Raw genomic sequence first — 18,363 nt, forward strand, 5'->3', positions numbered from 1 at the left:
ACGACGAGTGCCACAGAGGGTCGCACTGGGACGCGCTGTCAGAAGAATTGCAGCACAGAAAGCACCGGGACTGCCTCCCGGGAAATGGCTCGAACAGGAAGGCATCCGTGACCCTCCGCAACGGACCTCTCGCCGGCGTACGCGTCGTTGAACTCGCCGGAATCGGCCCCGGCCCGCACGCGGCGATGATCCTGGGCGATCTGGGGGCCGAGGTCGTTCGGATCGAGCGGCCCACCGACAGAGAATCACAGGCGGTCGACTTCACCCTGCGCGGCCGCAGGCGCGTGACGGCGGACCTGAAGTTGCGCGAAGGCAGAGAGAGCGTTCTCCGGCTCGCTGAGAAGGCAGACGTGCTACTGGAGGGTTTCCGTCCCGGGGTCACCGAACGGCTGGGCGTCGGCCCGGCCGAATGCCATGCCCGGAACCCTGCGCTCGTCTACGGCCGGATGACGGGCTGGGGGCAGGACGGCCCCATGGCCGCTCGAGCGGGACACGACATCAACTACATCTCGCTGACCGGTGCCCTCCACGCCATCGGCCGCGGTTCCGGCGAGCGCCCGGTCCCACCGCTCAACCTCGTCGGTGACTTCGGCGGCGGTTCGATGCTGCTGGTCATCGGGGTGCTCGCTGCGCTTCTCGAGGCTCGCGGCTCTGGCCAAGGCCAGGTCGTCGACGCGGCGATGATCGACGGCACCAGCATCCTCGTGCAAATGGTGTGGTCGATGCTCGGCCAGCAGACCTGGCAGGACGCCCCCGGCGTCAACCTACTCGACGGATACGCCCCGTTCTACGACACCTACACGTGCGCAGACGGCAAGTTCATGGCCGTTGGCGCCATCGAACCGCAGTTCTACGCTGAGCTGCTGAAGGGCCTCGAGATCGACCCGGCAGACCTCCCGCCGCAGCTGGACGTCCCGTCCTGGCCGGCGGTCAAGGAGCGCTTCACCGAGATCTTCGCCGCCCGGACACGCGACGAGTGGACGGCGATCTTCGAGGACACGGACGCCTGTGTCACACCGGTGCTGACGTTCGGCGAGGTGCCGACCCATCCCCAGCTCGCCGCCCGGAACACGATCGTCAGCCCGGACGGTGTTGCGCAGGCCGCGCCCGCCCCCCGGTTCTCCCGGTCCACGACCACGGTTGCCGGCCCGCCCGGGGAGGTCGAACCCGTAGCCCAGGTTCTCGCTGACTGGACTGGTAGGCGGTGAGAATGAAGCCGGTCTCGGCGGACCTGACCATGGAGCGATGCCGCCCAGCCGGGGAAGAAGCCCGGGCCGGCGGGGATGGGTCCACACGGCTTCCTGGCGCGGCGGGTCGGGTGCGCAGGGCGGCCAGGTCGTACAGGTGGGCGCGTCGGCGTCATCAAGCTGGAGGGCGTTCGCGACGGCGTTCAGGACTTTCTCGGACGCGCACGTAGTAGTCCATGCTCACACCAGCCAGCGCAATTTCCTCACGGCGCAGTCCCGGCACCCCACCGGTTGCTGCCGAAGCAGGCAGCCCGGCCGGCTGGGGAATCTTCGCGCGCCGGGTGGCGAGGAATTCGCGGATGTCGTGAGCGATGTCCCTACCTCCAGCGTAGAGCCGCCTCGCCGCACGTGGGAGGCCCTGTCAGTACCCCTAAGGACAGTGCCTTTCGCACGCGGATGACGTGCTGTTTCCTCGATATCAGCGGCAGTCGGCCGGAGCCCGGAACAGATCGGGGCCGGCGCCGCGGCTGTCGGGCAGGCCCCGCTCGCACCGAGTGGATCTGCCGCATACATGCCCGCATCACGGCAAGGAGCCATCGCATGACGAAGCAGTCCGCACCCCCGGAGCTAGCCCAGATCGCGCCGAAGCTGGTCCAAATCACGAATGACGTGCTGTTCGCGGACGTGTGGGAGCGCCCCGGGCTATCCCCCAGGGACCGGAGCCTGGTCACGGTGAGTGTTCTGGCCGCGCTCTACCGCAGCGAGCAGCTCCCGTACCACCTGGGCAAGGCCCTGGAGAATGGGCTGAGCATCGAGGAACTGTCCGAGGCGATCACGCACCTGGCGTTCTACGCCGGATGGCCCAACGCCATGACCGCGAGCACACTGCTGAAGAAGATCGCAGACGAGCAATCCGCCTGACCAGCCCCGGTCCATCCCCACCGCGACGGCAGTGCCGCACTGCCCGTCGACGGCGGCTGCACACGCCAGTGAACCCGTCCCCTTCCCGGGTGCGGACCGAGATGCAGAGGAGATCGAAATGCACACACGTACGTTGGGCCAGGGCCTTGAGGTCTCGGCCATCGGCCTGGGCGCCATGGGCATGTCCCAGGGCTACGGCCCGAACCCGGGCAGCCGCGACGACATGATCGGCGTGCTGCGCGCCGCCGTCGACCGGGGCGTCACCTTCTTCGACACCGCCGAGGTCTACGGGCCGTACGTCAATGAGGAACTGGTGGGCGAGGCGCTGGCCCCCGTACGGGACCAAGTCGTCATCGCGACGAAGTTCGGCATGCACATCGAAGACGGCGCGATCGCCGGTCTCGACAGTCGGCCGGAGCATATCCGGCGCGTCGCCGACGCCTCCCTGCGCCGCCTGCGCACCGACACCATCGACCTCTTCTACCAGCACCGGGTGGACCCCGACGTTCCCGTCGAGGAGGTCGCCGGAGCGGTAGGCGAACTCGTGAAGGCGGGCAAGGTGCGCCACTTCGGACTGTCGGAGGCCGCGGCGGGCACCATCCGCCGCGCCCACGCCGTGCATCCCGTCACCGCGGTCCAGAGCGAGTACTCGCTGTGGACCCGCGATCCCGAGCCGGAGGTGCTGCCGACACTGGCCGAACTCGGCATCGGGTTCGTGCCGTTCAGCCCGCTCGGCAAGGGCTTCCTCACCGGCACCGTCGACTCTGCCACCAACTTCGCCGAAGGTGACGTCCGGGCCACGATCCCGCGCTTCAGCGAGGACAACCGGACTGCCAACCAGGCACTGGTCGACCAGGTAGCCGCGCTGGCCCAGGCCAAGGACGCCACCCCGGGGCAGATCGCTCTCGCCTGGCTGCTCGCGCAGCAGCCGTGGATCGCTCCCATTCCCGGAACCCGCCGCATCGAGCGTGTCGAGGAAAACACCGGTGCGACCCGAGTCGGCCTGTCCGCCGACGAGCTGGCGGATCTCGATGCGTTGGCGTCGCGCGTCGGCGTGCAGGGCGACCGCTACAACGAGATGCACATGGGCCTCGTGGGCAAGTAGGCCCGCGTCGAAACCGGCCATACATCACCAAACGCCGAACTCAACGCACCCCACGACCCCAACCTCCGGCGCGGCCCCATCCGCCTCAGCCGGCTGCTCACCCACTCGGGCCCGCAGCACCGCTGAACCGACGGTCACCCGTATGGGGCCGGACCCCGCAAGGTCGGCACCGCGATGTTCCCCCTCTCCATCAGGAACTGCCGACCGGCCGCGCCACCGCACCGTTCCCCGCGACAGCACGACAGAAAGACGTATCGACCATGTCTCAGAACATCCCCAACGTCACACTGAACAACGACGTCGAGATACCGATCCTCGGCTTCGGTGTCTTCCAGGTTCCGGCCGAGCAAACCGAGCAGGTCGTCACCCAGGCGCTCGAAGCCGGCTACCGCCACATCGACACCGCCCAGGGCTACCAGAACGAGGACGCCGTCGGCCGCGCGATCGCCAAGAGCGGCATCCCCCGGGACGAGCTGTTCATCACCACCAAGCTGTGGATCCAGGACGCCGGCGAGGAGCGCACCAAGCGCGCCTTCGACACCTCGCTGCGCAAGCTCGGCCTCGACCGTCTCGACCTGTACCTGATCCACCAGCCCTTCGGCGACATCTACGGCTCCTGGCGGGCCATGCAGGACCTCTGCCGGCAGGGCGCGACCCGCGCCATCGGTGTCTCCAACTTCCTCCCCGACCGGCTGATCGACCTCATCGACCACAACGAGATCACCCCGGCGGTCAACCAGATCGAGACCCATCCGTTCTTCCAGCGGACGGTCGACCAGGACGTCATGGACAAGCGCGGGGTGCGGCTCGAATCCTGGGGCCCGCTCGGCCAGGGACGCGACGACCTCTTCACCAATCCCGTGCTGAGCGGGATCGCCGCCGCGCACGGCAAGACAGTCGCCCAGACCGTCCTGCGCTGGCTCGTCCAGCGGGACATCGTGGTCATCCCGAAGTCGGCCCGGCCCGAGCGGATGGCCGAGAATCTGGACATCTTCGACTTCACGCTTTCGCTGGAGGAGATGGCCCGGATCGCCACCCTGGACACCGGCGCCAGCAGTGTCATCGACCACCGGGACCCCGACGTCGTCGCCTGGATGGGCAGTCGTCGCTTCGACTGACCGCCGCCGGCGGGCTCGCCGCGTCTTGTCGTCCTACCCGAGCGGCGAGTTATCTCCTGTTCGGTGAACTCGGTACGGGACAGGCGTACTTCCTCGACGTCGAAGCGGCCTGGACCTGTCGGAGCGCAGTGCGGTCGATGTGATGCTCGTCGCGCAGCCGGCCACAGTGCCGCGTGCGCGGGCGAGGAGGGCCAGGGGCGCAGTGCGGTGTTGTGGGCGTCGCACCGCAGCGCCCGGCCCTCCTCGGGGTCGGCGCCTTCATCGCCGGCGCGCAGGATGCGAGGTATTTCTCAGCCCGCAGCGCGCCGGTCACCGGAGCTGATCATGCCCCCGCCCGGCGGGAGGTGAGCGAGCCCTGCCAAACATCCGGCACCGCTGGTATGCGCGTTCTGTGGCTACGCGTGCTGGAAAAGTATCGAGTCCACAAAGTCCGTTTCACCAGGCATTTCCACATGGTGACGTCCGGGTACAGCAATGTCGACACGGAACCGCAGGCGCCCCGGGCCGGTGCGGCGAGCTGGGAGCTGACGCGCCCTCTCGGACCGTGAGCGGAGCGTGGCGCCGGTGGGCGCGATCACGACTGACGGCTTTGCCGAATCCCGACAGGGAGAACCGCCGGTTGTCAGCAGTCTCCCGACGCGCCACAGCTCAAGGGAGAGTGACACCGGTGTAACGAGCCAGCGAATAGACGAGTTCTTCCTGGAATGCCTCGTCCCCAGTGGCCGGAGCCGGCTGCTGGCGTGCTTGGTGGAACCAGTACCGTCCGGTGACCTGCACTTCGGGGTCGTCGCTTCCAACGAGCCATGCCTGGGTGACGTGACCGAGACGGAGGTCGTCGCTGGCCGCTGCCCCGCCCATGCGGGTGGGCACCCACCCGGGGTCGACAACGTTGGTGAACACGTCCGGCCACGTGCGGGCGATGAACAGCGCCAGCGCCGTGACGAACAGCTTGCTGTCGGAGTAGGAGTGCGTCCGGCGCGCGCCTGACCAGTCCACGTCCGTGAGGTCCGGCCGCCCGCCTCGGTGCATTCCACTGCTGATGTACACGAGCCGTGCCGGCCGCTCGATGAGCGCAGTCAGCACGTACGGCGCCACCACGTTCACCGGCAGAAGCGATGCACCCTGCTCGACGCCCGCGTTATGGATCACCGCGTCCATCCTGCCCAGGCGGTTCACGCCCTCGGCGACAGCCCGGACGTCGTCCATGCGCGCCAGGTCCCCGACGACGACGTGTGCTCCCTTGGCGACGAGGTCGTCGAGCGCGTCTGCGCGCCGGTCGTTTCGGGCGTGCACGACGAGCTCGTGACCGGCCGAGATCAGGGCCTCGGCTGCGCTGCGGCCGAGCCCCTCCACGGAACCTGTGACGAAGATGCGCGACATGAGATTTTCCTTCCTATTGCTGCGTGAATCGATGCCGTAGCTGGGATATCGCCCGAGCGTGCGGTCAATTCGAGGCAAAAGCGGTCAGAGGCGGCCGGCCCTCATACGGCCATTCCGACGTCCACGAGGCACTCGACCTGGTAATGAAACTCGCCTCATCCGAGGACAAGAACGCAACCAGGGAAGTGACTTCTTCCGCCTTGCCGAAACGACGAAGCGGGACTCCCACTGTCCGAGACAGCGTTACCAGACAAGAAGCTCAGAGGACGGGCAGGAGCCGGTTTCAGCGCTCGGTGCCGGGCCGCGCGGCGGCAGAGTCCTGCTCCTGGGTGGCGGCCCAGCTGGCCAGGAGCTTCAGGGCGTCCGCGGCCGGCGTGCCCGGTCCGGCGCTGTAAACGGTGATGGAGAGTCCTCCCTCGCCGGGCAGGTCGAGAGTCTCGTGGACGAGTTCCATGTCGCCCACCGCAGGGTGGTGGAACCGTTTGACGCCTTCAGTGAAGACGTGGACGTCGTGCGCGCCCCACAGGATGCGGAAGGCGTCGCTGCGGGTGGACAGCTCACCGATCAGGTTCGACAGCTCACGATCGTAGGGGTGCTTGGCGACGGCGACCCGCAGGGCGCCGACCCCGTCGTGGGCCACGCGTTCCCAGTCGGGGTAGAAGCGGGTGGAGCGCGGGTCGAGAAAGACGTAGCGGGCGGTGTTGGCGGGGTACTGCTCGAGGGCCTCGTGGTGCAGGGCACGGGCGAGGGGGTTGGCCGCCAGGATGTCCAGGCGGTTGTTGTGCACGTAGGCGGGCTGGTCGTGCAGCCCTTCGATGATGCGCAGCACGCTGGGCCGCACGGTGGGCGTCTTCGGGCGGCGGCGTACGCGGGGCGGCCCCGTGTTGGCCGCGCGGGCCAGGACGTGGAGATGATCGCGCTCGATGTCGTCCAGGCGCAGAGCCTGCGCGAGGGCGTCCAGAACGCTGTCGGAGACCCCGCCGAGGTTGCCGCGCTCCACGCGCGTGTAGTACTCGACGCTCACCCCCGCGAGCGCCGCGACCTCGGCGCGGCGCAGCCCGGGCACCCGGCGCTGCCCGTACACCGGCAGGCCCGCCTGCTCAGGCGTGATCTTGGCGCGTCGGGACTTCAAGAATGCGCTGACTTCGTCCCGGTTGTCCATGCGTCCAGCATAAGAAACCGAATGGGCAGGTGGGGGTCCCTGCCAATACCCGTCACAGCGTGAACTCCCTCGCGCGGATGAAAGCCGGTTCTCTGTCCATTGCCCACCATCAACGTGCTCCTGACCGGATTCATCGGCTCGGCAGTGCTGCGGCCCTGGTCGCCGACGGGCACCACCCCTACACGCCCTCCGCGTAAGAGCCGGGCCACAGCCCTCCCCGGCTTCCATCCTCATATCCCCCGAAAGAGTCTCGTGTCCGCTTCCACCAGCTCAGCGGTGCGGCCCACCACCCCTCGCGGGGCATGACCCGCTCGTTTACCCTGCGGTTCGCGTTCGCCGGCGGCCTTGCCGTCGGCAATCCGTACTGGGTCCTGGGACCTGATCGACTTCATCGCGGACGACCTGCACGCCTCTCGGGCCGGCGCGGGCTGGCTGATCACCGTAATCCAGATGGGCTACGCCGCCGGAATCGTGCCGCTCGGCGACGTCCTCGACCGCCGGCCGCCTGATCCCGCTCATCACGCCGGCCTCGGCTCTCGCCCTCGCCGCCTGCGCGCTCGCCCCGCCCTTCGGGGCATGGCCGGGGCGATCACCCTGCTCGGTGTGACGACCGTTTCCGGTCAGCTACTGACCCCGTTCGCCGACGAGCGGTGCGAGGATCTGGTCGGCGACCGTGATCACGTCGAGCGCCGTGTCATCGGGCCGGCGAGAGCGACGCCCAGCACGACGGCCCTGCCCTGCCGCCCCGGTCGATGGCCAGCCCCTTCCGCTGCACGCGGCTTCGTCGGCATGGTGATCCTTCCCCCGACGATGCGATGTGTCTTCGCCCACTACTGCGGTGCGTCGACAGCCGTGGCCCCTCAGAGCGAGGCACTCGACCAGGCGACGGCCGCCCCGGTTGCGGAGAGTCACGACCCGGGAGGTAATGGCAGGGACTCCCACCAGCCGACTTGTCTTCTACGCTGGTTTCATGGACAACCGGGACGAAGTCAGCGCATTCCTCAAGTCCCGACGCGCCAAGATCACGCCTGAGCAGGCGGGCCTGCCGGTGTACGGGCAGCGCCGGGTGCCCGGGCTGCGCCGCGCCGAGGTCGCGGCGCTCGCGGGGGTGAGCGTCGAGTACTACACGCGCGTGGAGCGCGGCAACCTCGGCGGGGTCTCCGACAGCGTTCTGGACGCGCTTGCTCAGGCTCTGCGGCTCAACGACATCGAACGCGATCACCTGTATGCGCTGGCGCGTGCGGCCAATTCTGGCCCGGCCCGCGTCCGGCATCGCCGGAAGAAGGCGGTCGTGCGGCCGAGCGTGCTGCGCCTCATCGAGGGCCTGCACGACCAGCCGGCGTACCTGCGCAACAATCGCATGGACATCCTGGCGGCCAATCCGCTTGCTCGTGCCCTGCACTGCGAGGTGTTCGAGGTGGAGCCGGTCAACACCTGCCGGTTCGCCTTCCTCGACCCCCGGGCCACCCGGTTCTATGTGGACTGGGAGCGTATTTCCCGGGCGGCGGTGGGTGTGCTGCGGGTCGAGGCCGCCAAGCACCCCTACGACCGTGAGCTGTCGAACCTGATCGGTGAGCTGTCCACCCGCAGCGACGCCTTCCGCACCATGTGGGGCGCCCACGACGTCCACGTCTACACCGACGGAACGAAGCGGTTCCACCACCCCGCGGTCGGCAACATGGAACTCGTCCACGAGATGCTGGACCTGCCCGGTGAGAACGGATTGTCCGTCACCGTCTACAGCGCCGATCCCGGCACACCGGCCGCGGACGCCCTGAAGCTCCTGGCCAGCTGGGCAGCCACCCAGCACCAGGCCGCCGCGCAGGCCGAGGGCGAGAACTGAGGCCGGCTCCGGCTACCTCCACGCATCGGTCAGCAATCCGGCACGCGATAACTGATCACCGCGGGAAGGCCCAGGTCAAAGACCTGAGCCTTCACGCTGGAACGGGTGTCGAGAACCGCGCTCTCAGCCTGGGAAATGACGGCGTTTGCGTATCCGCGTTCGTTTCATGGGCTGTGGTTGCATCGATTCAGGCGCTCTTGTGGTGGTGGCTCATATCTCCGATGCCGTCGCTGTGAACTGTCCTGGAGACGAAATGCCATTCGCCGTCGGTCAGGGCAAAAGTGTCCTCGTAGCGGCCCTGGTAGATGGGCTGGAGGGGGAAGCCCTCCACGACCTGAAAGCTGATCACATAGGACATGCTGCGCGCGGTCAGACCGTCGTCGGCAACATCGGTGATGAGATTGCCGACCATGTGGCGGGTGCCCAGTTTGTCGCCATACACGATGATGGGCTCTTTCAGGGCGGCAAGATGCTCGGCCTTGCCGTGACAGACGATTTCCGGAGAGAGCTGCCACCTCGCGTTCTCGAACAGCGACGCCGCGCCTTCGAGGTCGGCGCCGTCGAGCCGGTGACAGTAGGTGTAGATCAGGCGGGCGATCTGGTGTTCCGCCTCGCGGCGGTCTTCACGGGAGATCATGTCGTACGCTCCTTGATTCGTGGGGGCGGGATGCCTTGGTATGTCGGTGATTGCGAATCAGCGGTGCCCAGGGGTCTAGGGCGTGAGCAGGCGTCCGAGGTTGATGGCTGCGCGCTGCAGTTTCGCGTCGTGGGGCGCGTTGAGGCCGGCATTGGTGATGTACAGCCGGTTCCCGCTCACCGCGGTGGAGGTGGGCGACGCGAGTCCGTCCAAAGTAGTCAGTGCGGTCTTGGTGGTGCCGTTAGGGTAGACCACGGTGATCTTGTCCGCCGGGTCGTTCTGTGCGGCGAACACCACGTCAGAGTGCTCGTTGAGGAAGCTGAAGTCGTCGGCGTTGGCGAGCGCCCTGGTCACGGTGTGGATCCGGCCGGGGGCGCCGTCGCCGGTGACCGGGATCTTCGACAGCGTTCCTTTGTTGAAGTTGGTGACCCAGACGGCGCCGTTGTGGAAGCGCAGGCCGTTCACGCCCAGCTTGAGGGTGGCGTCCGGGTCGGAGTCGAGGGCCGGGTCGGTCAGCCAGGCGGTCGCCCGGCCCCCGGCGGCGGGCACGGCCCAGATGGTGCTCTTGAGACTGTCGGCGGCATACAGGGTCCGGCCGGCGGTATCGAGGGCAAGACCGTTGGGGAGTCCGTCGGTGGGCAGGGCGGCCAGCCGTTGGGGGCTGCCGCCCACAGGCAGCTTCCACACGCCGGAGCGGGAGGCGTTGTCGGACTGCAGGTTGTAGTAGACGGTGCCGTCGCGGCCGCGCGTGTTGCCGGTGATTTGGTCGCCCGCATGGCCGGTCGCCAGCGTGGTGCGGTGGCCGGACGGCGTGAGATTCACCAGTGTCGGTGCCTTGTTGGCCACGGATCCCAGCATGGAGAGCGTCACCGTGTTGTCGGGGTTGACGGTGATGTTCTCGGGCGCGTCGCCGGAGGCGTAGTCGAACGCGGACACCGTCCTCACCTGGGTGACGACCGGTTGTGTCGGTGCGTGCCCGGTGCCGGCGGATGCGGACGGGGCCGAGATGAGGGCAGCGGCCGTCACGGCGACCGCGGCGGCACAGGTGGTGAACCGCTTGTTCATGAATGACTCCTGGTTAGGGGCTTTTTTGGGGGCCAGCGGCCTGGCAACAGCTATCAGGGCTAGGGCCGGTATCACCCCGGCCACAGGCCGGCTTGCGCGCGCTCGCCGCTGTGCTGCACGGTCACTGCGTTCGCAGGTCAGCACGGCGTTCATGTGGTCGATGTGCCAGGACGTTGCGTAGTGTCGGTCCGGCTCGGGAGCCTGGCCGGGGGTAGCAACGCGCTCACCACCGCGGGGGTGGTCTCCTCGGGCGTGCGCTGGAAGACGCCGAGGCCGAGCGTGGCATGTCGATGCCGTTGTTCAGCTCGATCATCGGATTCTTGCCAGTCATGGTGATCCTTCACTTCAGGAGACCGTTCGATGCCGGGAAACCGGCCCCGGCCCCGCGGCGGGGCACTCATCCATGCAATCGGAAGCGCATCTGAGATGGGAGTCTTCGCTGTGAGGGGTACCAGCAGGGACCCCCAGCAGGCTGCATCAAGTCTCGGCTCTGGCCGCCGCGTTCGGCACGGAGCGGATCCTCTACGGCAGCGACTACTGCTGGACCCCGGTGCTGGGCTCTTCGCTGCGGCCGAGGGCCGGTCGCTCTACGTCGTCGGTGCAAGCGCCCCCGCCGTCCGACGGCCCACACCACAAGCCCGAGCCGGCACAGCGCCGCGCCGCCATCGACGTTGCCACCACAGCCGCCCGCCGACCACAGCGCGGTCGCGGCGGCCGAGCCGATCGCCCGCTGACTAAGTTGCACGCCACGAAAGGCCGTATTGAGGCGGGAGCGGGCCTCAGGAGCGAGGGCGTACAGGCGTACCTCGTTGAGATGTCGAGGCCCTGGATGCCGATGTCGAGGAGGACGATCGCGAGGAGCAAGGACCCCACCGAGCCGCCGTCGCCTGCGACACCTGCCAGCGCGAAGGCCGCAAGCGCCAGTGCCCAGCCCGCCCCTGTTGCGGGCAGCGACGGTCGCGTAGAAGCCCGGCGCGCTGCGCGGCAACGAATCCGGCAAGTCCCGCGGGGCAGAACAGACCTATACCGAGTAGTCGAACGGCGGTGCGCTGAGCAGGAAAGGTGAGTGCTGTCCAGAACATCGTGAACACACCAAACGTGATCGCCTCTCAGGACCAGTGCCCAGCGGGCGCCCGCTTGCACGCCGCGGTGCGCTCACGCCTCGGGGATGGTGATCCCCAGTCTGGGCGATCGGCCGCCGAGGACCGCTGCACACCGTCCTAACATGACAGCCGCTGCCGCAGCTTCCTCACGATCTTCCCGCGTCACACCCTGATCATCGCGAGGCGGGCCGCGACCTTCACCAGTACCTCGTCCGGACCGGGCTCAGGTCCGGGAACCTCAGCGACCTCGGGGTGGCACCGAAGTCGGCCGTGATCAAAGCACGCATGTGTATTTCCTTCACGTATTGGTGATGATCGGGTCAGAGGGCGTAGGGGCCGAATCGGCCCCAGGCGACCACGGTGGCCAGGGCGAGCAGGACGGCGTTGAAGGCGATCGCGGCGGGTTCCTTGCGGCGAGCATGGGTGAGCGCGGCGAGGAGCATCGTGCCGGCCAGGCCGGTCGCCGCGAGTGGGGTGAAGATGGGCGCGATGCCGGTGGCTGCGGGCAGGATCAGGCCCAGTGCGCCGGCGAGTTCCACCACGCCGATGAAACGGACGGTCGCTGGCGAGAAGTCGGCCACCCAAGGCAGCCGGTCGGCGAGTTTGTCCTTGGGTTGGGTGGCTTTCATGACACCGGCCATGCCGAACATAGCGGCGAGCACGGCCTGCACGATCCACAGGAAGATGTTCATAGTCTCGATTCAGCCCGCGTAGACGAGTTCGGCTTGGTCGCGGCGTTCGTAGAGATCCCAGTACCGGGTAGCGATGGTGTCGGCGTCGGCGGAAAGGAAGCCTGCCGGGGCGTTCGCGCCGATCCAGACGTTGATCGCGACGTGTGCGGCGTAGACACCTTTGTCGGCGAGGACGTTGTTGAGGTTGAGGACCCAGTTGCGCAGGGCGGCCTGGGCGGCGTTGACATTGCCGAACATCGGGTTCGGGGTGACCGAGCCACCGCCAGTGGTGAACAGCAGCGTCCCGGCACCTGCGTCGAGCATCGCCGGCAACACCGCGTTGGCGGCGGTCACGGCGCCGTAGAGGTTGTACTCGAGCTGCGACTGCAGGTTCTCCGGCGTCACGTCCAACGGTCCGGCGATCTCGATGTCACGGGTGGCGGGCGAGTACTCAAGGACGTCAATGCCACCGCTGCCGCCGAAGTGCCGCGCGGCGGCCTCCAACGCCGCGGTGAGCGAGGGACGGTCCATGACGTCGGCGGTGAAACCCGCCGCGGTGATGTCCCGCTCCGCGAGGCGATCGACGAGGTCGTCCAGCTTCTCTTTGTTGCGGGAGATCAGCGCGACGTCGAAGCCGTGGTCACCGAAAGTTGTGGCGATGGACAGCCCCAGGCCAGGGCCCGCGCCGACGATGACGATGGTGGGCACGATGAGTTTCCTTTCCTAGCGGTTACCGGGTGGTCAGTCGGTCGCCGGGACGAGGATGTCCTCGGCGACACGGTGGGCGATCTTCCAGCGGCGGTCGTGGACCGTGTACCGATCGGTCACCTCGACGATGTGGCCGGCGTGCGTGGCCGGGTGGCGGGCCAGGCCCGCGTCGGCAGGCGTGGGACCGGCGTAGGCGGTCAGGTAGGAGACGCCGTGGGCGGTGTGTTCCTGGATGGTGTGGATGTGCAGGTTGGTGACGAGGTGGCGCACGGTCAGTTCCGGGCCGGCGCGGGAGTCGAGGGCCGTCTTGATCTCGGCGTGGCCATGCAGCACCTGGCCGTGGACCTCGTAGACCGCGTCAGGAGTGAACAAAGCCAGCACCTGGTCGTACTCGCGCCGGTCGTAGTGGTGGGCGAATGCGGTGTTCAGACGGGTGAGGATCCAGGCCGCGGCGTCGCCGGAGCTCACACTGTTTCCTGTGGATGGACGGCGGTGGCGGGGCTGGTGCGGGTCCTGACCACGAAGTCGAAGACGGCGGTGTTGAAAGGCCCATCGAAACCGTGGGCCGCGACGTCCTCCGGGGCCTCGTGCCGAACCACAGTCGCCTGCAACGACGGCGCGGCCAGTTTCGGGCCGACGAAGTCGACGGGAATGACCGGGTCGCCGGCGAAGTAGACCTCGCCCCGGAACGAAGAGACCAACTCTGGGTGGTGGATCTCGTAGTGGATGTGAGCAGGGCGATAAGTGCTGCGACCGATCGCTGCGACGGCACGAGCCACGTCGTCGAGCCCTTCGCCCTGCACACCGGGATAAGGGGCAGGGGTGACGGTGGTGAAGGCGTAACACCCGTCGGCGTCGGTGAGCTGGCGGGCCCGCAGGTTGTACCTGGGTTGCCCGTCGTCCCAGATGCCGGAGTACATGCCGTCGTTGGAGGCGTGGTAGATCACCAGCTCCGCACCGGCCAGAGGAGCACCGTGGCCATCCAGCACGCGGCCGGACGTGACCAGCGGGATACCGGGTTCGTCCGGACGCATGGGCAGCACGCCGGGATTGCTGATCAGCGGCGAGCCGGGCACGTAGGTGGGGCTCACGACGTCGTCCGAGGGCGTGTATCCGTCCTGGCCGCCCTGGAAGACCTCACTGAACAACGGCATCGCGACCAACGACAACGGAACACCAGTGGCGTCACGCAGCTGCTCCAGCAGCGTGGTCACCGTGTTGAGGTCGTCGAAGGTGAGGCCGTGCTCGTCACGCATCCGGGCCAGGGCGTCCTTGAACGCCTCGACCAAACGCACCGCCCGGGGGTTGACCAGGACAGGATCAACAGCTTCCCACGGAGCAGGGGTGCTTGCGGACATGATCGCCTCCATAAGTGGAACGGCCTTCCCGTTTCGATATCGAGAGTAACACCACAAACGGGAAGGGTGTTCCACTTGTAGTGTGGGGTGCATGACACCGCCCGAAGCGCCAGTTCCGCAGGACGAACCGGCCCTGCGCGCCGACGCCGAGCGCAACCGCGAGCGCATCATGGGCGCCGCCCGCCGCCTATACGCGACCGAAGGTCTGGGTGTCTCGATGGCCGCGGTCGCACGCCAGGCCGGCGTCGGCAAAGCCACCCTCTCCCGCCGCTTCGCCACCCGCGAGGAACTCATCACCGCCGTGTTCGCCGACCGCATGGACGCCTACGCCGCAGCCACCGCCGAGGCACTGGCCGACCCCGCTCCCTGGCACGGGTTCACCCGCTACCTCGAAGCCGTCTGCGCCATGCAGGCCGCCGACCGCGGCTTCGCCGACGTCCTGACCATGACCTTCCCCGCGGCCAAGGCCCTGGAAGCGCGCCGCGCCGAGGCCTACAACAGGTTCCTCGAACTCATCGCCCGTGCCCGCGCCACCGGCTACCTACGGACCGACTTCACCCCGGAAGACCTCGTCATCCTGCTCATGGCCAACGCGGGCGTCATCGCCGCCACCGGCGACGCCGCACCCGAAACCTGGCGCCGCCTCGTCGGGCACATGATCCGCTCCTTCGCCACCCCGGACGCCCCGCTCCCGCCGCTGCCCCCGGCGCCAGCCCCCACCGCCCTCTACCGCGCCATGATCCGCTTCGCACGTCCCGAGATCGACCGCTGAGACACCGCAACAACACGCCGACTCACGACAGTCTTATCCGTACGGACCTGTAAACGATCATTAACAACTCGGCCCCCGCTGACTGGCAGTGAGAAAGTCAGGAGTTCGAGCCTCCTTGGACCACGGAATTCAGCCGAGGCATCCCCTCGTAACTGCGGCCGATGAGGGTCAGCATGAACAGGTGGACCTGACACCGGATGGCGCCTGCCAGGCCGGAGAATTCGACCTCGCGCAGCGGTGCACCAGGGGCATCACCCCCTCGCCCGTCCCACGACCGAACGAATACACGACCGGTCGACGGCCATGACGTCCCCGTGCCGCACTCCGGATCGGCTCGCCGGATCTATGAGGCCCGATCATGATGTCGCCCGCTGGCCAGGTCTCGCCCGCGGCGTTCTGCGAGTGGGTGGGGCTCGCCTGTCATGGCTGCCAGAGCAGCGGCGACTTCGTGGAGATCAGCCCGGACGTAGGTGGTCGTGGTGCCAGCGTCGCTCTTGCCGGTATGTCCCGCGTACTCCCGCGCGACCCCGTAACCGAAGTTCCGCTCTACCCAGGTCAGGGTCGTGTGTCGCAGCCAGTGCGTGGTGACTCCCTGCCTAGCTACCCACGGCAGGTGCTTGCCCAAGCGGGTCCACAAGTAGTCGTAGCGCCGAGCGGTGATCGGCCGGCCACTGCGATACCTCAAGAGCTGGTCACTCGAGGTCGCGCCACGCTCTTCTGCGTGCAAGAGGAGATGACGCATCAAAGTGGGAGACACCGGTTGCCACCGCACCGTCTCGCCCTTCTCATGCAACCGAACGAGACACTGCTCGGAGTCGAGATCGTCGGGACAAAGTGCGAGTGCTCCACCCCGACGGCACGCTGTCTCGGTGTGCAGCCGCAGAATGAGCAGGTCGAGTTCCGGATCGTTTCCGGTCGCCGCGGCGACGTCGTTGATCTCGGCGAGCCGCTCGTTCGGCAACGCTCTTCGGGTACTGGCCAGCCGTCGAGGCTTGGGGACGCGTGTCGCAGGGTTGTCCGCCTCGGCGATCAGCTGATCGGCAACGGCGTGCCGGTACATACACCGGAGGGCGGCGATCAAATGCTCAGCCGCGCTTCGTCCTCCACGTGAATTCTTCCGGACGACAACGCGAGCCTTGACCTCCTCGGCAAGCTGCCTGACCTCCAGTGGCGTCGGTTCGTCGATTCGCCGATCGCCCCAGGCCTCGACGATGCGTCCCCAGTACGTGCCGTAGGCGCGACGAGTACCTGGCGGGACGGCACTTGCGACCCGCGAAATGTAGTCACGGATGGTCGGTAATGGGTCGGTATCCCGACCCACCGCGAGCAGTTGCTCGGGGGTGACCCCAAGGCTCGCGAGCACGAGCCGAGCAGCTTCGACGTCAGCGCTCATCGTGGGATCCGGCTCTCGGCCCGAAGTGCCTGGTGGTACGCCCGCAACATCGCGTCGAGAGCAGAATTCGTGTACACCGCCAGCAGACCGTGCGGTGCAAAGGCCGCGACGAGAAGGCGTCCGCCGGGCTCAAGTCGACACAGGTGCCGGATCCGCGCGGGGAGACGAACATGCCCCTGACCGGTGATGGTGTCCGGGCCGTCGCAGCGCCGGACGATGATCAGCTCACCGTTGATCGTGCCGATGGAGATCCGCGAGAGTGGCGGCCAGCCGAGGACGCGCAAAGGTGATCGATCGGCGAGGCGCCCTCGAGTGTCGATGGTCGTCACGGCGTAGAACGTTGCGGTCCGGGGCGCGCGGTCAATGAGCGCGGCAACCGGCAGGTTCTGCGGTGGCTGGACGGTCGGCACCTGGGCCGGATCGCCGATCTTCGGCTCGATGCCCCGCCTGGGGAGAGTTGTCGTCCGCACGCCGTCAACGAGCTGTTCCAACACGACCGTCGGACTCAAGGCGAACGACAGCCTGTCAGGCCTGGCGCGCCGCGGTTGCGTGCTCATGCCGCCCTGCTTCCCGACATATCCGAGCCGCTCCGATCGCCGCGCTGCTGCCGACGGCAAAAATTCGCGTGGTCATGCCGCTCGCCTCCAGCCGAGGTTCTCGACGCCGTGGCCGGCTGGCCGGAGGACCTGCGCGGCAGCCGGTTCGACGTCGTGGGCGAGCCCTTAAGACGAGCACTTCGAGGTGAGCTGTGACCGCGATCGGGATACCGGCGGCGTGTGCTCGGCACGTAGCACGGCGTTCGGCTGGTGAGACGCGGGTAATGAGGCGGCTGCCGCGCAGTTCGGCCATCAGGGCGCTGCACCGATCGACCGACACCAGCCCAACCGAGGTGCCGGCCACGATGAGCGGTGTAGTCAGGTCGAGCAGGGAACCGGTCGACGTGGCTGCCGGGCCGGCTGGTGACGCAACCATTCGGCCGCCGCAGGTGCCGCGGTGTGAGGCGGTGCCGGGTGGTGTGGACCCAGCGGCGCAGGCGGTTGGGTCGGTGCGTACGGCTGCACGCGGGCATGACAACCCCTTCTTTCCGGGTGATGGGGATGTGGGTGAAGCGCGGCGCCGCGAGACAGGGCTCCGGCGAGACGGCTCACCCACAACACCGCGAATTCAGTGACGCCGGCTGGTGCCGGTGCGGCGACCGCGTGCGGTGGGCACGAGACGCGTCGAGCCGGTGCCCGGGCGGACGGTGCGCCCCGAGCAGGCAGGAGCTTGCGGTGGTGTGCTGCCCGCCGCGCGGCAGGTGCAGTGCAGGTGGGTGAGATCCTCGAGCAGCAGCCGGAGCGCCTGGGCTGCCTGTTGCGGCATGACCCCATTGCCCAGTGCGCGCAGCTGCGCGGTGCGAGGCAAGTCGAGATGGTCGGCGGTGGCCCAGCCCGGCGGGAGGCCCATGAGCCACTCGACGAAGGCGGGTGCAAGGACGGGGCGTCCGTGACGGCCGGGTTGGGTCGGGTAGGGCGCGAGGCGGCCGGTGATGAGTTCCCAGCGGCGCACTGCGGCGGCGTACTCGCCCCAGTCCACCGGCGTCCGTTTACCGCGTGCGGCGCGACGTGCGCGTGGTACGTGGTCGGCGTTCGGCACGGTCACTCCTCACCCTTCCGCGCGCTCGTCCTCGGGCGGGACGTAGTGACGGCGACGGCGACCGAGGGCAGCATCAGATCGCCTTTCGAGCCGCGCTGCGCGGGGCATCCCTTCGTCCCGTCGGTCGCCCGGGGCGTGGGCAGCAGGCGTAGAGTGTCCAAGAGGGACGGGCCTCCTTGTCGTGAGGCAGCGGAGATTCCGTTGGAAGAACCATCGTGCGCGGTCGGTGTCGGCAACAGCGCCCCACGCGCCGGGGGAAAGACAGCTACGAAGCCCCCCCCCCCCCCGCCCCCCCGCCGCGCTGC

General features: G+C 68.1%; 17 protein-coding genes. 6 read left to right on the plus strand and 11 right to left on the minus strand.

Annotation, left to right across the window (positions count from 1 at the left end):
• Window positions 1-107: 107 nt before the first annotated feature.
• The 4 genes from CF165_RS40190 to CF165_RS40210 all read left to right on the plus strand — a co-directional run bounded on the left by CF165_RS40190 (window position 108) and on the right by CF165_RS40210 (window position 4,331).
• A complete protein-coding gene (locus CF165_RS40190; protein ID WP_240522009.1) occupies window positions 108-1,208 on the plus strand; it encodes a CaiB/BaiF CoA transferase family protein in 1,101 nt (366 codons plus the stop codon).
• Window positions 1,209-1,787: 579 nt separating this feature from the next.
• Entirely contained in the window at window positions 1,788-2,108 is a 321-nt protein-coding gene (locus tag CF165_RS40200; RefSeq protein WP_093952826.1) for a carboxymuconolactone decarboxylase family protein, read from the plus strand.
• Window positions 2,109-2,226: 118 nt separating this feature from the next.
• Complete coding sequence (locus tag CF165_RS40205; RefSeq protein WP_093952827.1) at window positions 2,227-3,213, plus strand: aldo/keto reductase; 987 nt, start codon at window positions 2,227-2,229, stop codon at window positions 3,211-3,213.
• 260 nt (window positions 3,214-3,473) lie between these two features.
• Window positions 3,474-4,331: an aldo/keto reductase gene (locus CF165_RS40210; RefSeq protein ID WP_205661110.1), complete on the plus strand. Its 858-nt coding sequence runs from the start codon at window positions 3,474-3,476 to the stop codon at window positions 4,329-4,331.
• Between the two features lie 648 nt (window positions 4,332-4,979).
• Here CF165_RS40210 and CF165_RS40220 read toward each other — a convergent pair.
• Together CF165_RS40220 and CF165_RS40225 are read right to left on the minus strand one after the other, a co-directional pair.
• Complete coding sequence (locus CF165_RS40220) at window positions 4,980-5,711, minus strand: SDR family NAD(P)-dependent oxidoreductase (protein WP_093952829.1); 732 nt, start codon at window positions 5,709-5,711, stop codon at window positions 4,980-4,982.
• A gap of 283 nt (window positions 5,712-5,994) precedes the next feature.
• The gene (locus CF165_RS40225) at window positions 5,995-6,873 is read right to left on the minus strand and encodes a helix-turn-helix transcriptional regulator (RefSeq protein ID WP_093952830.1); all 879 of its coding nucleotides are present in this window, start codon (window positions 6,871-6,873) and stop codon (window positions 5,995-5,997) included.
• A gap of 970 nt (window positions 6,874-7,843) precedes the next feature.
• Here CF165_RS40225 and CF165_RS40230 point away from each other — a divergent pair.
• On the plus strand, window positions 7,844-8,716 hold the full coding sequence (locus CF165_RS40230; protein WP_093952831.1) for a helix-turn-helix transcriptional regulator: 873 nt from the start codon (window positions 7,844-7,846) through the stop codon (window positions 8,714-8,716).
• A 187-nt stretch (window positions 8,717-8,903) separates the two neighbouring features.
• Here CF165_RS40230 and CF165_RS40235 read toward each other — a convergent pair whose 3' ends face one another.
• From CF165_RS40235 to CF165_RS40260, 6 genes are all read right to left on the minus strand, one after another.
• Window positions 8,904-9,353, minus strand: a complete 450-nt coding sequence (locus CF165_RS40235) for a nuclear transport factor 2 family protein (RefSeq protein ID WP_093952832.1) — start codon at window positions 9,351-9,353, stop codon at window positions 8,904-8,906.
• A 75-nt stretch (window positions 9,354-9,428) separates the two neighbouring features.
• Complete coding sequence (locus tag CF165_RS40240) at window positions 9,429-10,571, minus strand: SMP-30/gluconolactonase/LRE family protein (protein ID WP_205661111.1); 1,143 nt, start codon at window positions 10,569-10,571, stop codon at window positions 9,429-9,431.
• A gap of 1,270 nt (window positions 10,572-11,841) precedes the next feature.
• Window positions 11,842-12,213: a DoxX family protein gene (locus CF165_RS40245; RefSeq protein ID WP_093952834.1), complete on the minus strand. Its 372-nt coding sequence runs from the start codon at window positions 12,211-12,213 to the stop codon at window positions 11,842-11,844.
• Between the two features lie 9 nt (window positions 12,214-12,222).
• A complete protein-coding gene (locus tag CF165_RS40250) occupies window positions 12,223-12,900 on the minus strand; it encodes an SDR family NAD(P)-dependent oxidoreductase (RefSeq protein WP_093952835.1) in 678 nt (225 codons plus the stop codon).
• A gap of 33 nt (window positions 12,901-12,933) precedes the next feature.
• Window positions 12,934-13,368, minus strand: coding sequence for a nuclear transport factor 2 family protein (locus CF165_RS40255; RefSeq protein WP_093952836.1), 435 nt, complete (start codon window positions 13,366-13,368; stop codon window positions 12,934-12,936).
• Window positions 13,365-14,258: a dioxygenase family protein gene (locus CF165_RS40260; protein WP_158226904.1), complete on the minus strand. Its 894-nt coding sequence runs from the start codon at window positions 14,256-14,258 to the stop codon at window positions 13,365-13,367. The genes CF165_RS40255 and CF165_RS40260 overlap by 4 nt, the downstream gene beginning before the upstream one ends.
• A 91-nt stretch (window positions 14,259-14,349) precedes the next feature.
• Here CF165_RS40260 and CF165_RS40265 point away from each other — a divergent pair, with 91 nt between their 5' ends.
• Window positions 14,350-15,030 carry a TetR/AcrR family transcriptional regulator gene (locus tag CF165_RS40265; RefSeq protein WP_093952837.1) on the plus strand — a complete coding sequence of 227 codons (681 nt, stop codon included), beginning with the start codon at window positions 14,350-14,352 and terminating at the stop codon, window positions 15,028-15,030.
• Window positions 15,031-15,373: 343 nt separating this feature from the next.
• On the opposite strand, the gene CF165_RS40270 is transcribed toward CF165_RS40265, so the two are convergent.
• From CF165_RS40270 to CF165_RS50665, 3 genes are all read right to left on the minus strand, one after another.
• Window positions 15,374-16,423 (minus strand): tyrosine-type recombinase/integrase, encoded by a 1,050-nt coding sequence (locus CF165_RS40270; RefSeq protein ID WP_167441719.1) that lies wholly within the window; start codon window positions 16,421-16,423, stop codon window positions 15,374-15,376.
• The gene (locus CF165_RS40275) at window positions 16,420-16,980 is read right to left on the minus strand and encodes a hypothetical protein (protein ID WP_093952838.1); all 561 of its coding nucleotides are present in this window, start codon (window positions 16,978-16,980) and stop codon (window positions 16,420-16,422) included. Before CF165_RS40275 ends, CF165_RS40270 begins: the two co-directional genes overlap by 4 nt.
• A 607-nt stretch (window positions 16,981-17,587) precedes the next feature.
• Entirely contained in the window at window positions 17,588-18,058 is a 471-nt protein-coding gene (locus tag CF165_RS50665; protein WP_143268787.1) for a hypothetical protein, read from the minus strand.
• Between the last annotated feature and the right edge of the window lie 305 nt (window positions 18,059-18,363).

Source organism: Amycolatopsis vastitatis, from assembly GCF_002234595.1.
Classification (GTDB): Bacteria; Actinomycetota; Actinomycetes; order Mycobacteriales; family Pseudonocardiaceae; genus Amycolatopsis; species Amycolatopsis vastitatis.

Excerpts from the sequence above, each read along its gene's own strand:
- CF165_RS40225 (WP_093952830.1), bottom strand. The coding sequence starts at position 6,873 with ATGGACAACCGGGACGAAGTCAGCGCATTCTTGAAGTCCCGACGCGCC.
- CF165_RS40220 (WP_093952829.1), bottom strand. The coding sequence starts at position 5,711 with ATGTCGCGCATCTTCGTCACAGGTTCCGTGGAGGGGCTCGGCCGCAGC.
- CF165_RS40230 (WP_093952831.1), top strand. The coding sequence starts at position 7,844 with ATGGACAACCGGGACGAAGTCAGCGCATTCCTCAAGTCCCGACGCGCC.
- CF165_RS40240 (WP_205661111.1), bottom strand. The coding sequence starts at position 10,571 with ATGAACGCCGTGCTGACCTGCGAACGCAGTGACCGTGCAGCACAGCGG.
- CF165_RS40270 (WP_167441719.1), bottom strand. The coding sequence starts at position 16,423 with ATGAGCGCTGACGTCGAAGCTGCTCGGCTCGTGCTCGCGAGCCTTGGG.
- CF165_RS40275 (WP_093952838.1), bottom strand. The coding sequence starts at position 16,980 with ATGAGCACGCAACCGCGGCGCGCCAGGCCTGACAGGCTGTCGTTCGCC.
- CF165_RS40260 (WP_158226904.1), bottom strand. The coding sequence starts at position 14,258 with ATGTCCGCAAGCACCCCTGCTCCGTGGGAAGCTGTTGATCCTGTCCTG.
- CF165_RS40210 (WP_205661110.1), top strand. The coding sequence starts at position 3,474 with ATGTCTCAGAACATCCCCAACGTCACACTGAACAACGACGTCGAGATA.
- CF165_RS40265 (WP_093952837.1), top strand. The coding sequence starts at position 14,350 with ATGACACCGCCCGAAGCGCCAGTTCCGCAGGACGAACCGGCCCTGCGC.
- CF165_RS40205 (WP_093952827.1), top strand. The coding sequence starts at position 2,227 with ATGCACACACGTACGTTGGGCCAGGGCCTTGAGGTCTCGGCCATCGGC.
- CF165_RS40245 (WP_093952834.1), bottom strand. The coding sequence starts at position 12,213 with ATGAACATCTTCCTGTGGATCGTGCAGGCCGTGCTCGCCGCTATGTTC.
- CF165_RS40200 (WP_093952826.1), top strand. The coding sequence starts at position 1,788 with ATGACGAAGCAGTCCGCACCCCCGGAGCTAGCCCAGATCGCGCCGAAG.
- CF165_RS40235 (WP_093952832.1), bottom strand. The coding sequence starts at position 9,353 with ATGATCTCCCGTGAAGACCGCCGCGAGGCGGAACACCAGATCGCCCGC.